Raw genomic sequence first — 14,500 nt, forward strand, 5'->3', positions numbered from 1 at the left:
TTATTTACTACTTAGGTATTCTTGAACTTAATAGAAATTTCATATAACTTGTTTGAAACTTTAAGGAAATAAATTCTGTCAATATAAAAAAATCCCACTTTATCTGGTGAGTGAATAAAGCCTTCCTCAATACTATGTAGCTAACAAGACAGTTTTTGATTCTCAAATTGACTCATGGCCAGCCTTGATCACTTGAATCTCGATATCAAGGTGTAAACCATAACCCACTTTTCCATGTTTAGACAAAAAAGTTCTTTCTCTCTCAACTAAACTCCCATCAATCAATGTGGTATGAATGAGGTTTCAGCTATGACTCGAATTTTAGACGTTGTGCAAACAGCTTTGACAACTGGTTATTTAACTGTAGAAGCAGAAAACCAACTCAGGCAACTTTTAACCACCCAGTACAACTTAGAGGACTTTAATGCCTTCATGACTTTGCAGGAAGCTGCTATGATGGGCAAAATCAAGCAGGAATCACGAGAAAAGTGTGGTATAAATTAGGATGAATTAATTGATAAGTTTATCGGCGAGAGCCTTCATTTTCATCCTCAAATTCGTCGTCTTCAAAAAAATCCCAATCATCATCATCTGCTTGATTAGTAGTTGATGGTTGATATGGAGGGATAATTACTCGGTAATCAGCATCATAAATAGATTCAGTTTTTCCCACACCAGTATTTTTTGGTTCTTGAGCATTGTATGAGTAAACTGACCCAGGTTGAGAAGCAGTTTTAGGTGCTTGCTGGGGTTCAGCGGTTTTAGCACTGGCTGTTTGTGGTTGTTCTTCAAAATCCCAATCATCATCAGTAGGCTTTGTCTCCCAATCATCAAATTCCTGGCTAGTAGTGTAATCGGGTTTACTAGTGGCGGGTGGTGGACTACTAGGATAAGGTGTCGATTCTTTTCTGGGAGTTGTCCTCACACGTTGTGAATTTACAGGTGATTGAGAAGAAGTTCTTTCTGGTGGTTGAGCAAAATAATTAGTAAATTTCAATAAAGTGGCAATTAATATAGATGTGAAAGCACCAGTGGCGATGCTCAAGAAAATCCACAAAGCTAATGGTAATGCTTGAGTCCGCATCCCCAAAAATACCAATGGAAGCGCTGGCGACAAGTTTTGGACTAACAACAGCATCAGTCCTCCCAGCACAGCTACCAACAGAATTAAGCGAATTACAGCCATAAGAAAATGCAGAACGAACCGCGAAGACGCGAAGGACACGAAGGAAGAGAGAAAGAAGAGATCATAAAGATTCGGCGCTGTGTCTCGTAGAGATGTGACTGTCAAGTTTTGTTGATTAAAGAGATATTCCTCAACTTCATTCCTTTTATCAGTTATCACTGAACAGTGATAACTGATAACTATTTAACGATGACCTTGCCAGCGCTGGATGGGAATACAGTCAATATCTAGTTGATCTAAGGCACGGGCTACTACAAAATCAACTAAATCTTCAATGGTTTGCGGATTGTGATACCAGGCAGGAATAGCGGGGACGACTCTAACTCCTGTTTCTGCTAGGGTTGTTAAGTTCCGCAGGTGAATCAAGCTAAAAGGAGTTTCTCTGGGAACAATAACTAGTTTGCGTCCTTCTTTTATCTGGACATCCGCAGCCCGTTCTAGTAAATCGGAACTCAAGCCAACTGCCAGTTTTGCTACTGTACTCATGCTGCATGGTATAATAATCATCCCTAAAGTCCGAAAGGAACCGCTGGCGATACCAGCCCCAACATCACTCCAAGGATGACAATGCAGTTTACCTGATAGTGGCACTCCGGCTTGTTCTCGCCAAAATTGCTCTTGTCCTTCCGGGTCCGCTGGCATTCGGGTTTCTTGTTCTGCTTGCCAAACCATGTAAGTTGATTTGGAAGCCACTAGTTCAATCTTATACTCTGCTTCCAGAAGAAATTTAAGAGCGCGAACGGCGTAAATCAGACCTGATGCACCGGATACGCCCAAAATTAAAGGTTTTGTCTCATTTAGCACGCTATTATCCAGAATATTTACTCATCATCAGCATAGGGATCTACATAGGGATCTAAGTCAAGAGATTCCAGGTCATTTTGTAAGTAAATGTCTGATATATCTTGATTTCCTGTACCAATGCCCAAGTTCTTGGCTACACCATCAGCACCAACAGTGACTAAATCAATTTGCTGGCGGTAGTAATCAACACTCTTCACTTGGACTGCGACGCGATCGCCTAATCTATAGGAAGCGCGATTTTTGCGCCCAAATAGAGCCTGCTGTCTAGCACGATATTCATACCAATCATCTTTGAGTGAACTGACGTGTACTAGTCCTTCTACTCGCAACGGTGTACCTAGCTGGGAACCTATTTCTAATTCTGCGGCTGGAACTTCGATTTCTACAAAGAATCCGTATGATTGAACACCTGTGATCACGCCAGGAAAAACTTGCCCAATTCGCTGTTTCATTAGTTGGGCTTTTTGCAGTCCAGCTAAATCAGCTTCGGCTTCTTGGACTTCTTTTTCTCTGTCATTAATCTGGACAAGTACTCTGGTTAAATCACTTTGGAGTTCTTGTTGCAACTCTGGGGGGAGAACGTTCCAGTTAATTTCCGCATGACTAGAGGAGTGACGCAGGTTCACACGCTCTTTCACACGGGTATTGCGGCGATCGCGTCCGTATTCTAGTAGTGAATGGTATACCCTTTGCATGAGTAAATCTGGGTAGCGCCGCAGAGGAGAGCTAAAGTGGAGATACTGTGTTAGAGCCAAACCAAAGTGAGAACCTTTAGTTGTGCTGTATACAGATGGCTTGAGGGTATCTTGCAACAAATAGGTAAGAACTTGCTCAGATGGTGATTCAGCAAAAGCACTAGTTAAGTGTTGGTAATCTAAGGGTTGGATATCCGCATCTGGATCTAGTGTTAACTCCACACCTAAATTAATCGCCAGTTTCAGCATTTCCTGAACATCTTCGGTATCAGGCGTGCCTTGGACTCGCCAAATGGCAGGAACTCCCAACGCACTGAGGTGATCTGCCAGAAGTTGATTTACTAATAGTACCAACTCGGTTAAGAGCGATCGCACAGGTAAATCATTGACTACCACAGCCCCCATCACTCCTTCATCATAGTAGGGATTTTGACTGGGTGGGAGATTCAACTGCAAGCTACCACGAGCTAATCGCGCTTGTTTGGCTGCTTGCGCCAAACTTTCTAAGTCCTGTAATATCTCGATACTCTCAGCAGTTACTTTTGTTGATTTACCTGTGAGAATCGCTTCGGCTTGTTGTTTACTGACAGCCTTGTCTACATTGATTACACTAGGTTGAATTTCCCAGTCCAACACTTCTCCCGATTGGGGATGAATTGTGATCACAACGGATAGGGCTAAATGATCGCTACCAGGTGATAAAGAACAGCGTTCAGCTACAGCATCTGGTAACATCGGCAGAATTAATTCTCCTAGATACACTGACTTTCCGCGCTTGAGCGCCTCTCTATCTAAGGGTTCATCCGGTTGGATATAGTGGGAAAGATCCGTAATATGAACAATTAATAGCCAAGGTTTGTTTGGTATTTTTTCCAAACTAAAAGCATTTTCTACTACACGGTCATCACCATTTACCCCTTCAATGGTTAGAGTAAACAAATTACGTAAATCTACCCGATTTTTTAAATCTGCTTTGAGAAGCTTTTTAGGTAATTTAGCGGCTACATCGAGGACATTCTCAGGAAAATTACGTGAAAGATCATGCTTACAAGTTACTAAATCTATATCAGCCGCAGCTTCAGCATCACTACCGAGAATTTGCACCACTCGACCCAAGGGGGGATACTGAGCTAGTGGGTAACGCAGGACTTCTACATGGGCTAAGTGATCGAGCGCTTGCTCCAATTTCATGCCGTTTGTGAGCAGTTTCAATTCAAACAGCAAACGATCATCCAAGGGGACAGCCCGAAAACCGCCTTCTACTTGCTTAATTCGTGCCAGTAAAGTGTGATTTGAACGCTCTAGAATTAGCTTCACTTCACCTTCAGGTGAACGACGGCGACTACCTTCCTTGAGAACTCTGACCAAAACGCGATCGCCATTCCAGGCATTACTCAAATGGCTTTCGCGGATGTAAATATCCTCAGAGCCTTCCACATCTTGAATTGCAAAGCAAAACCCTTTACTAGAGCAGCGCAGTTTTGCTTCAATTAAGCCTTCTTCTGTTACCCGGCGGTATTTACCCCGTTCCTTCACCAACAGCCCTACTTTTTCCAGCACCTCCAAAGCAATGTGAAGTTTTTCTAGACTCTCTTCATCCTCACAACCGAGTTTCTTTTCCAAGACTTTACGAGCTACCAATTTATCATCGGTGAAATTGGCAAGGAGTGTAGCGATTGAAAATTCCATGCAGTGAACCGACCTTTGGTCAAAACATCATTTTTTGAGAACACTTACGTGCGGAGGTTCTCCCCCGTTGATCAGCCAGCACTGTGGGTGGGTTTCCCAACTTCAGGAGCCACTGTCTGGCTCTGGTCTAGAGAGTCGTCGCCAGTGGCTTGTGACAGGCTTTAAAGTGTCCGTTGTTTAATCTGGTTCTTCCCTGTATACCCTCACGGATTACAGAAGAAATTTACTACAAACTAATTCTCTGTAACCCTGCGGAGAAGCAAGCTATGCGTAGCGTCTCGTAGAGAAGGTAAGGCTACCGAAGTTCCTCTCAGAGAAAGCCTCTGCTCGGACTTCTCACTGCACGACACTCTCAGAATCTGTCTGGGTTAAACTTTCTTTACCTAAGCAATCTTACAAGGCACTCCTGATACTCAATTTTGCTCCACCAGGTAATTACGCTATGGGTTTTCGAGAGGTTTGGTTTAGAGAACTCTCCATCATACCCAGAAAGCTTATACCTACGGGAAACACAGGTGTTGGATTGTCTAGATTAAAGGTAATTGTCTGCCATAAGAATCTGAATTTTAACTAGGAGAAACTGCCGTTCAACCCAATTTTCCCATATGTAGAATCGGTCACAATCAGGTAAGCAGCTTAACAATCCGTGAGGGCGAACCTTATCCTTATCATTGTAGATTTAGAGCGCACTTCCAGAAAATACTTTTAGATATCGAATTGGGTAATTAGTATAGCATTGAAAGGAAGAACACCCTAAGTTACTCAACAGTAGCCAAAAATTTGCTCAAAAAACAGCTGCTGCTACAATCGTGACACATGATCATACCGCGAAAAGTACCCTGAAGTCCTACGAGGAACACTAAAATTAAAGTGACTCTCGACCAGAGTTTTCAATTCACTGAAAGGATGTAACCTGTGTACACAGAAGACATCAACCGAGTAATTAAACAGATTTAGATTGGTGGAACTATTATGTTGGCTCAATTCCAGAGCTTGTATCCTAACAGCAGTATTATCTCGGAATTAGTACAAATTTTTCAAGGAAAATATATCGTCCGAGTCACTGTGCAAATTGAAGGCATCACCCGCTCCACTGGTATGGCAGGTGCAGAAACTGTAGAAGCGGCTGAAGACCAAGCCAGAAATAGGGCGCTTATGGTCTTAGGAATCACCAAAGCAACTGGGGAAACAGGTATATTTACCCCAAAACCAATTTCCTCAATTCAGGTAAATCCCTCCTTCAATCCCAGAACTATCTCAGATGAGTCCGGAATAGTCCCTAAGGATGTTGTCAGTAATCAATCGTCAACAGTCAGCAATAGAGAAATATCGGCACCAGATACCTACAACCCAGTGTTAGGTCAAAGTTTTCCAGAACATACTACTCAAGAACAACAACTTGATCCCCCAGGGGAAAGTTTAAAGATATTATCAGATCAAGAATCTGAGCATTACCCCTTCTTACCAGAAATAACTCCCAGTAATGTCACACCATTTACCCCACGCAGTTATTCTCCTCCAGAAGATATTGGTGTGCAGTTAGGTATAGGAACAAGAAAGAGAAAAAATGAACCAGTTAATTTATCTGATGTCATTGCCCAAACAGATGTCCAAATAGAGCGTTTAGGCTGGACTAAAGAACAAGGAAGGGAATTTCTCAAAAAAACCTACGGGAAGCTAGGGCGCTCTTTACTCAGTGAAGAAGAGTTGCTAGATTTTCTTAACTACCTCAAATCTCAACCAGACCCCATTGCTGGGTTTTAGTAGAGATGGGGAGATGGGGAGATGGGGAGATGGGGAGATGGGGAGATGGGGAGATGGGGAGATGGGGAGATGGGGAGATGGGGAGATGGGGAGATGGGGAGATGGGGAGATGGGGAGATGGGGAGATGGGGAGATGGGGAGATGGGGAGATGGGGAGATGGGGAGATGGGGAGATGGGGAGATGGGGAGATGGGGAGATGGGGAGATGGGGAGATGGGGAGATGGGGAGATGGGGAGATGGGGAGATGGGGAGATGGGGAGATGGGGAGATGGGGAGATGGGGAGATGGGGAGATGGGGAGATGGGGAGATGGGGAGATGGGGAGATGGGGAGATGGGGAGATGGGGAGATGGGGAGATGGGGAGATGGGGAGATGGGGAGATGGGGAGATGGGGAGATGGGGAGATGGGGAGATGGGGAGATGGGGAGATGGGGAGATGGGGAGATGGGGAGATGGGGAGATGGGGAGATGGGGAGATGGGGAGATGGGGAGATGGGGAGATGGGGAGATGGGGAGATGGGGAGATGGGGAGATGGGGAGATGGGGAGATGGGGAGATGGGGAGATGGGGAGATGGGGAGATGGGGAGATGGGGAGATGGGGAGATGGGGAGATGGGGAGATGGGGAGATGGGGAGATGGGGAGATGGGGAGATGGGGAGATGGGGAGATGGGGAGATGGGGAGATGGGGAGATGGGGAGATGGGGAGATGGGGAGATGGGGAGATGGGGAGTCAATTAAGCCATATTCCTTAGCTTCTTCAGGAGACATGAAGAAGTCACGTTCAGTATCTTCAGCAATACGCTCAATTGGCTGACCTGTGTGATCTGCTAAAAAATCATTTAGCCTTTTCTTGTGGTATAAAATTTCCCGCGCCTGAATTTCAATATCAGTCGCTTGTCCTTGAGCGCCACCTAGAGGTTGATGAATCATAATCCGCGAATGGGGTAGACTCATTCGTTTACCTTTAGCACCAGCACTGAGGAGGAAAGCGCCCATACTAGCCGCTAATCCAGTACAAATAGTACAGACATCAGGGCGGATATGCTTCATGGTGTCGAAAATTCCCATCCCCGCCGTAACCGAACCACCGGGAGAATTGATATACATATAAATGTCTTTCTCCGAGTCTTCAGCATCTAAAAACAGCAATTGGGCAACAATCAAGTTAGCAAGACTGCTATCAACCTGTTGTCCTAAAAAGATGATGCGCTCACGTAACAGCCGTGAGTAGATATCGAAAGCGCGTTCGCCTCGACCCGATTGTTCAATAACGATAGGAATCATGGACAGGTGCTTATAGCTATTTTCCATTTATTCTATCGATGTCAATGGCTGATTGTGTTTAGATAAGCAAATGAATATTGGGAAAAAGCTTGAGAACTAGACAATATCAGCGTTTATTTCCCCATAATGAGTTCTCAACAAGCAGATTTATTACACCAAAATATCTAAAATTTAAAATCTAAAATTCTTTGACGGACACTTTTTTAGTGCGACAAGCGTCTCAGTGGCTATGGTTGTCCGAAAAGAGGGCTGAATCACAGGAAGATTAAATCCTGTTCTGTCTCTTCTCACCTGAGCTACCTCTTACCCTACACCTCTGGATTGCCTTGATTGGAAAAATGTAGATTTCGATGACTCGAAATTATTTTTCAGGTATTAGTAACTTTTTTCACATTTTTCAAATTTGTTCTGGTTAATTATCCGGACATATTCGTCAAATCTGGTAAATCGAAAATATGAGGTGTATTTAGAATAACTAGTCTTACTTGAAATGCTATCAATTAAGAGAGAAAAGTAATATGCTGGAAAGACTTATACAAGCTGCTTTGATTACCTTTTTACTGCACCTGACGGCCGGACTCAATACTAGTACTCGAATTCCGGCTAAGGGTGTATCACCTATGTCTGAAATACCAGCGTCAGTCATCGGTTCCACGTTTAACTTTTTGAAATAAGCTCATCAACTTTTAAATTGCATATCTCAGAAAAACTCTTGTGGTGCGGGCATCTTGCCCGCCATAATTATGCAAGTTAAATGTCCAAAGCTTAACAAAATTTCATCAATTGCCTGGGGATCGGTAAGATTCTTCCGCGTTGCCTGTTCTCTCTTTTCCTCACTAAGTAAGTGGGCGTTAAAAAATAGAAGATAGACCTAATTCCTTACCTGTTATGGGGAAGGGGGAGTCAAAGCCTGTCTCCTTGTAGAGGAGAGATTTACCAGAAAGGTTTTATATTTAATTGTTCCTAACTACTTAGCAATGTAACGTTTGGTAATTAGGCGAACATAATATTAAAAGGGTAGACTGAGCAAAAAAGGTTATTGCCTGTTTTGAACCATGACTAATCGCCTTGCTGAAGCCAAAAGCCTCTATCTCCGCAAACACGCCGAAAATCCGATTGACTGGTGGTCTTGGTGTGACGAAGCACTTACCACTGCCAGGGAACAAGATCAACCGATTTTTCTCTCCATTGGTTATTCTAGTTGCCACTGGTGTACGGTGATGGAAGGAGAAGCGTTTTCTGATTTAGCGATCGCTGAATACATGAATGCCAATTTTCTTCCCATTAAAGTAGACCGGGAAGAACGACCTGACCTGGATAGCATTTATATGCAGACTTTGCAGATGATGAGTGGTCAAGGGGGTTGGCCGTTAAATGTTTTTCTTTCTCCAGATGATTTAGTGCCGTTTTACGCGGGAACTTACTTCCCTGTTGATCCCCGCTATGGTCGTCCTGGATTTTTACAGGTTTTGCAAGCTTTACGCCGTTACTACGATACCGAAAAAGAAGAGTTGCGCCAACGTAAAGCGGTGGTTGTTGAGGCATTGCTGACATCTGCGGTCTTGCAAAACAGCAATACTCAGGAAACTGAAGATCAGGAATTATTGCTCAACGGTTGGGAAACTAGCACGGGGATCATTATTCCTAAGCAAGTTGGTAATAGTTTTCCGATGATCCCCTACGCTGAATTTGCATGGCGTGGAACTCGGTTTAATTATGAATCTCAGTATGATAGACAGCAAGTCTGTACTCAACGGGGATTAGATTTAGCTTTGGGTGGGATTTATGATCATGTAGGTGGTGGCTTTCATCGCTACACTGTTGATCCCACTTGGACTGTCCCCCATTTTGAAAAGATGCTTTATGATAACGGTCAGATTGTGGAGTATCTGGGAAATTTGTGGAGTGCGGGAATACAGCAACCAGCTTTTGAGAGGGCTGTCGCTGGAACTGTCAAATGGTTGCAACGAGAAATGACTGCACCCAGTGGTTACTTTTATGCTGCTCAAGATGCGGATAGTTTTACTCATCCTACAGCGGTAGAACCAGAGGAAGGCGCTTTTTATGTTTGGACTTACAGCCAATTAGAGCAACTGTTAACATCGGCAGAATTAAAGGAATTACAACAAAATTTTACGGTTACGGCTAACGGCAACTTTGAAGGACAAAATGTTTTACAAAGATTGCATCAGGGTGAACTCAGTCAAACCCTGGAAATCTCTTTGAGTAAGTTGTTTGCTGCTCGTTATGGTTCTACACCTGAGACGTTAACAATTTTTCCACCAGCGGCAGATAATCAAGAAGCAAAAACAACCGAATGGCCTGGTCGCATTCCGGCGGTAACCGATACAAAAATGATTGTAGCCTGGAATAGCTTGATGATTTCGGGTTTGGCTAGGGCTGCTGTGGTGTTTGGACAACCAAGTTATTGGGAATTAGCAGCAAAAGCGGCGAATTTTATCTTAGATAATCAGTTTGTAGATGGACGTTTCTACCGACTTAACTATCAAGGTGAAGCAAGTGTTTTAGCTCAATCTGAGGATTACGCTTTTTTTATTAAGTCGCTGTTGGATTTACACCAAGCTTCCCTTCAAAATGATTGGTTGGAAAAGGCTGTTGCTCTTCAAGAAGAATTTAACGAATTTCTCTGGAGTGTAGAACTAGGTGGTTACTTTAACACAGCTAGTGATAATAGTCAAGATTTAATCGTCAGGGAGCGTAGTTATATAGATAATGCCACACCTTCAGCAAATGGGATTGCGATCGCTAATTTAGTTCGTCTATCCTTATTGACTGATAATCTGCATTACTTAGATTTAGCTGAACAAGGTTTGAGAGCGTTTAGAGGTGTAATGAGTAACTCTCCCCAAGCTTGTCCTAGTTTATTTACAGCTTTAGATTGGTATCGTAATTCAACCTTGATTCGGAGTAACCGTGAGCAGCTAACATCTTTGATCCCCAAATATCTACCAACTACTGTCTTGGCAATGGTATCAGAGTTACCAGCAGGAAGCTTTGGTTTAGTCTGTCAAGGGTTGAAATGTCTTCCCGCAGCAGCGAGTGTAGAAGAGTTACTTCTTCAGGTGCAGCGCAGTCAAAATAGAATGTAATGATAGGTGACAGGTGACAGGTGACAGGTGACAGAGTTGAAAGTCTCTTTTTGTCTAGGTTTTATCATTAGTTCATGTCCTAACCACCTTGGCGGTCGCTATAATGACAGCCGATACAAAAATGAAATACAATTAAGGGCGGGAAAACCCGCCCCATAGAGGTTGTGCGATTTAAAACTTGACTTTACAGAGCTTAAAACCGCTATATACAGCAGGTTGCGTAGTTAGGAGGTACAAAATCTAAATTGAAACCTATACACAAAGCCAGTTTTACTCCTGACTCCTGACTCCTGACTCCTGACTCCTGAATTCTGCTGTATCAGACACAAAATGCTTACTCAGCCCAAGCGATTAACCTCGGTTCATAAGGACTAGCGAGGTGTTGGTTCTGGGGTAACACACGCAAAGACAAGCCCTGCAAACCAGAGGTGGTGTAAGTGATACTTCCTGTGTAAATGCTTAATCCTTCATGATCCTGACCTTGGTAATCCATCACCACTGGCACAGCATTAACAATATCGCCATTAGCATCAATAGAACCTTGGTATAGTTCTACTTGCACATCATCATTTTTCAAAGTTGCTAAATCAACCTTAGCTTTTACCGCTACAGTTTGATTAACTTGAAGTTCTGAGACTGCGGAGACATCAACATCTTTGATTTTGATGTTAAACCAGTGTTGACCTAGTTTTGCTTTCCAATCTGCTAATTCTTTAGCAGGGGCGTAATTATCAACAGTGAGGGTATGATAGCGATCGCTCGCGGGGAAATAAGCCCGTTGTGCATATTCCCGCACCATCCGCGCTGTATTAAAAAACGGACAATTTAACCGGATGGAATCCTTCATTTTTGCCACCCACGGACGAGGTAAGCCATCACCGTCCCGATGCTCATAAAATAAAGGTACAACTTCTTTCTCTAGCAATTCATAGAGAGCGTTGGCTTCTACCTCATCTTGGTAATTGGGATCTTCGTAATTTTCACCATGTCCAATTGCCCAACCGGTACGGACATAATCAGCCTCATCCCACCAACCATCTAGTACACTTAAATTTGGCAATCCATTCATTGCTGCCTTCATGCCGCTAGTACCAGAAGCTTCACGGGGACGACGGGGCGTATTTAACCAGATATCACAACCTGCCACCATCAACCGGGCGATGTGGATATCATAATTGGGAACAAATACGACGTGTTTTTCTAAATGCTGTTCGCGGATGAAGTGATTGATATCGCGGATCAATTCTTTACCAGGGATATCTTTAGGGTGTGCTTTCCCCGCAATCACAAATTGGACTTTGCGATCTTTGTTACTTAGCAAAATCTGCTTAATTCGTTCTAAATCGCGCATCCACAGAGTAGCGCGTTTGTAGGTAGCAAAACGACGAGCAAAGCCAATGGTTAAAACTTTGGGATCAAGCACTTCTTGGGATAGAGCGATTTCGGAAGCAGAAGCACCGCGATCGCGTAAATGCTTCACTAAATGCTCCCGAACATACAAAATCATGTCTAAACGGCAGCGTTCGTGATTGCGCCATAATTCCTCATCAGGAATAGCCTCCATCCGTTCCCACAACTGACTATCTGGTGGTGCTGATGACCAGTTTGGACCTAGATAGCGATCGTACAACTCCTGAGTTGATTTAGCAACGCAACTCCGAGCATGAACACCGTTAGTAATGGCAGTAATCGGCACTTCTTCGACTGGGACTTTCTGCCACAGACCTTGAAACATTTGCCGCGAAACTACACCGTGTAGTTGTGCCACACCATTAGAAAATGTTGCCATCTTCAGCGCCAGCACCGCCATACTAAAAGGTGCAGATAAATCCCCAGTATTTTCTCGCCCCAGTCCTAAAAATTGTTCTTTAGGTAAGCCAAAAATATCTGCGTAATATCCCAGGTAGTACAAGATTTTGTCGGGAGAAAACAAGTCAATCCCCGCTGGAACTGGTGTGTGGGTAGTAAAAATATTACTGGAAGCCACTACTTGTTTAGCTTGAGCATAACTCAGTCCTTCTTCCTGAATCAAAAGGCGGATACGCTCTAGGGCAGAGAACCCCGCGTGACCTTCATTCATGTGGTAAGCAGTTACCTTATAGCCCAACGCTTTGAGCATCTGTACACCACCAATACCCAGCATAATTTCTTGGTGAATACGCATATCGATGTCACCACCATACAGCTGGTCAGTGATATCGTGGTCGTAAGGATTGTTAGGTTCAATGTTGGTATCCAGCATATACAGGGGTACAGTTCCCACCTGCACACGCCATACTCTGGCATACACCTTACGTCCTGGATAATCTACCGCAATTATTAGCTCAGAGCCATCAGGATTCCGCTCCAAATGCAAGGGCATATTATAAAAATCGTTGATGAGGTAGCGTTCTTGCTGCCAACCATCAGCATTGAGATACTGAGCAAAGTAACCTTGTTGGTAAAGTAAGCCCACACCCACCAGCGGTAATCCCAAATCACTAGCCGATTTGAGGTGATCCCCTGCTAGTACACCTAAACCACCGGAATAGACAGGTAAACAGTCTACCAATCCAAACTCAGCCGAAAAATAAGCATAGCATTCCTTAGTTTGCTGAGGGCGTTGTTTTTGATACCACGTGCGCTCTTGCAAATAATCTTCTAACTGACGAGCCGCTCTATCCATTTGCGCTAGGAAGCCTTCATCTTCGACAACTTCCAAAAGCCGCCCTTGGCTGATAGTCCCCAGCATCAACACTGGGTTATGATGGCTAGATTCCCATAAATCGGGGTCTAAACGGCGAAATAGGTCTTTGCTCTCAACATTCCAATCAAAGTGCAGATTGTATGCTAATTTTCGCAGTGGTTCTAGTCGCTGCGGTAGTGAAGGAGATACGTTGAATGTGCGAATTGGCTGCATAGTGTGACAAAAATTTAAATTAAGCTATGGTTATTGTTTACCGTCTTTCTCCAATGTTGCCAATTCTTTATACAATGTTTGTGAATTTATGATGACTTTCTTACGCATTGAGAAAAATTCTTCCCGGCGTTGCTAAACCTTACACCAAAACACGTTATCGGTCTATAGGTTTCCTTTGTTCGTATTCCTAACTTAGTAAAATTTAATTTTTCCTTGATACTTGTATACTGCGATATACGCCAATAGATTTACCTTTAGCACTGGATTAATCAGTAGTTTAGCCTGAGGATTTCCACTACCAACTACTCTAGGACTTACGCATTGACAAAAAATATCATCTATGTAGTCTAGATAATGGCATCCTTGCGAAGGTTGGCAAAAATATGCTCACGGACAACAGAAGTAAACAGATTCCTTTGTACTTCATACCAATTGCTAATTATATTTTCAGAGCGCATAAACTCCAATTTCACAAAAGCTTGAAGTGAACAAAATATATGAGTTTTGATTGCACAGGTATCTCTAACCATGAACCGACAAATTCCACATACTTGTTTTATGGCTCGATGAAATGTTTCAATACCCCAATGGGTATCATGAATTGTGATAAAGGTACTTCTGGTTATGTCTTTGATTTTCTCCTCATCTAGTAGATATAAAATATAATGTCTAGAGTCTTCCTTTTTAAAGTCTTTCCTAAACAATTTTATAAATCCAAATTCTTTCAGATGAGTCCTTAATCCTTCTTGGGGAATAGCCAGAGTGCTTACTTGACAATACTTGTGTGGCTCATTTGAAACAGTTCTATTTTTTTCAATTCCGAATAGGAAACCCAATTTCTGGTTTTTTAGAAATTTCAAGTTTTCTACTCCAGAATACCAACTATCTCCTGTTACCATTCTGGGTTTGACTCCCCAGCTTATTATTTCAATTACCATTTCTCTAAAATAATCGTTTTTTGTTTTTCCCTCCTTTTTATCATATATTCTATAATTTATTGGTACTGAATTACCATTAATATCACTGTAATATAGACTAATTAAATTTAAGCCAATAATAGTTTTAT

Annotated in this window: 10 protein-coding genes and 1 pseudogene; 5 read left to right on the forward strand and 6 right to left on the reverse strand. The window is 43.0% G+C overall.

From position 1 onward, the window contains the following. The first annotated feature begins 309 nt into the window (after positions 1-309). Positions 310-504, forward strand: coding sequence for a hypothetical protein (locus A9Y75_RS06090; RefSeq protein ID WP_071188618.1), 195 nt, complete (start codon positions 310-312; stop codon positions 502-504). Positions 505-523: 19 nt separating this feature from the next. On the opposite strand, the gene A9Y75_RS06095 is transcribed toward A9Y75_RS06090, so the two are convergent. The 3 genes from A9Y75_RS06095 to A9Y75_RS06105 all read right to left on the reverse strand — a co-directional run bounded on the left by A9Y75_RS06095 (position 524) and on the right by A9Y75_RS06105 (position 4,374). Further along, the gene (locus A9Y75_RS06095) at positions 524-1,186 is read right to left on the reverse strand and encodes a hypothetical protein (RefSeq protein ID WP_071188619.1); all 663 of its coding nucleotides are present in this window, start codon (positions 1,184-1,186) and stop codon (positions 524-526) included. A 183-nt stretch (positions 1,187-1,369) separates the two neighbouring features. After that, positions 1,370-1,990 (reverse strand): flavin prenyltransferase UbiX, encoded by a 621-nt coding sequence (locus A9Y75_RS06100; protein ID WP_071188620.1) that lies wholly within the window; start codon positions 1,988-1,990, stop codon positions 1,370-1,372. 17 nt (positions 1,991-2,007) lie between these two features. Next, positions 2,008-4,374 (reverse strand): ribonuclease R family protein, encoded by a 2,367-nt coding sequence (locus tag A9Y75_RS06105; protein ID WP_071188621.1) that lies wholly within the window; start codon positions 4,372-4,374, stop codon positions 2,008-2,010. A 972-nt stretch (positions 4,375-5,346) separates the two neighbouring features. Between A9Y75_RS06105 and A9Y75_RS06110 the strand changes: the two genes are divergently transcribed. After that, positions 5,347-6,138 (forward strand): hypothetical protein, encoded by a 792-nt coding sequence (locus A9Y75_RS06110; protein WP_071188622.1) that lies wholly within the window; start codon positions 5,347-5,349, stop codon positions 6,136-6,138. Between the two features lie 37 nt (positions 6,139-6,175). Continuing rightward, on the forward strand, positions 6,176-6,955 hold the full coding sequence (locus A9Y75_RS29000) for a hypothetical protein (protein ID WP_201788385.1): 780 nt from the start codon (positions 6,176-6,178) through the stop codon (positions 6,953-6,955). Here A9Y75_RS29000 and clpP read toward each other — a convergent pair. Further along, positions 6,871-7,425 (reverse strand): annotated as a pseudogene (clpP, locus tag A9Y75_RS26225) (ATP-dependent Clp endopeptidase proteolytic subunit ClpP); the annotation flags it as partial. The gene A9Y75_RS29000 and the pseudogene clpP sit on opposite strands and share 85 nt — an antisense overlap. Positions 7,426-7,943: 518 nt before the next feature. Here clpP and A9Y75_RS28300 point away from each other — a divergent pair. After that, positions 7,944-8,099: a hypothetical protein gene (locus A9Y75_RS28300; protein ID WP_177176118.1), complete on the forward strand. Its 156-nt coding sequence runs from the start codon at positions 7,944-7,946 to the stop codon at positions 8,097-8,099. Positions 8,100-8,480: 381 nt separating this feature from the next. After that, a complete protein-coding gene (locus A9Y75_RS06125; RefSeq protein WP_071188623.1) occupies positions 8,481-10,535 on the forward strand; it encodes a thioredoxin domain-containing protein in 2,055 nt (684 codons plus the stop codon). A 334-nt stretch (positions 10,536-10,869) separates the two neighbouring features. Here A9Y75_RS06125 and glgP read toward each other — a convergent pair whose 3' ends face one another. Further along, positions 10,870-13,434: an alpha-glucan family phosphorylase gene (gene glgP, locus A9Y75_RS06130; RefSeq protein ID WP_071188624.1), complete on the reverse strand. Its 2,565-nt coding sequence runs from the start codon at positions 13,432-13,434 to the stop codon at positions 10,870-10,872. Between the two features lie 347 nt (positions 13,435-13,781). Then, a partial coding sequence (locus tag A9Y75_RS06135; protein ID WP_071188625.1) for a transposase occupies positions 13,782-14,500 on the reverse strand: 719 nt, incomplete at its 5' end.

Source organism: Trichormus sp. NMC-1 (genome assembly GCF_001858025.1).
Classification (GTDB): Bacteria; Cyanobacteriota; Cyanobacteriia; order Cyanobacteriales; family Nostocaceae; genus Anabaena.

Coding starts and splice junctions, on each gene's coding strand:
- A9Y75_RS29000 (WP_201788385.1), top strand. CDS start 6,176: ATGGGGAGATGGGGAGATGGGGAGATGGGGAGATGGGGAGATGGGGAG.
- A9Y75_RS06110 (WP_071188622.1), top strand. CDS start 5,347: ATGTTGGCTCAATTCCAGAGCTTGTATCCTAACAGCAGTATTATCTCG.
- A9Y75_RS06095 (WP_071188619.1), bottom strand. CDS start 1,186: ATGGCTGTAATTCGCTTAATTCTGTTGGTAGCTGTGCTGGGAGGACTG.
- glgP (WP_071188624.1), bottom strand. CDS start 13,434: ATGCAGCCAATTCGCACATTCAACGTATCTCCTTCACTACCGCAGCGA.
- A9Y75_RS06125 (WP_071188623.1), top strand. CDS start 8,481: ATGACTAATCGCCTTGCTGAAGCCAAAAGCCTCTATCTCCGCAAACAC.
- A9Y75_RS28300 (WP_177176118.1), top strand. CDS start 7,944: ATGCTGGAAAGACTTATACAAGCTGCTTTGATTACCTTTTTACTGCAC.
- A9Y75_RS06090 (WP_071188618.1), top strand. CDS start 310: ATGACTCGAATTTTAGACGTTGTGCAAACAGCTTTGACAACTGGTTAT.
- A9Y75_RS06105 (WP_071188621.1), bottom strand. CDS start 4,374: ATGGAATTTTCAATCGCTACACTCCTTGCCAATTTCACCGATGATAAA.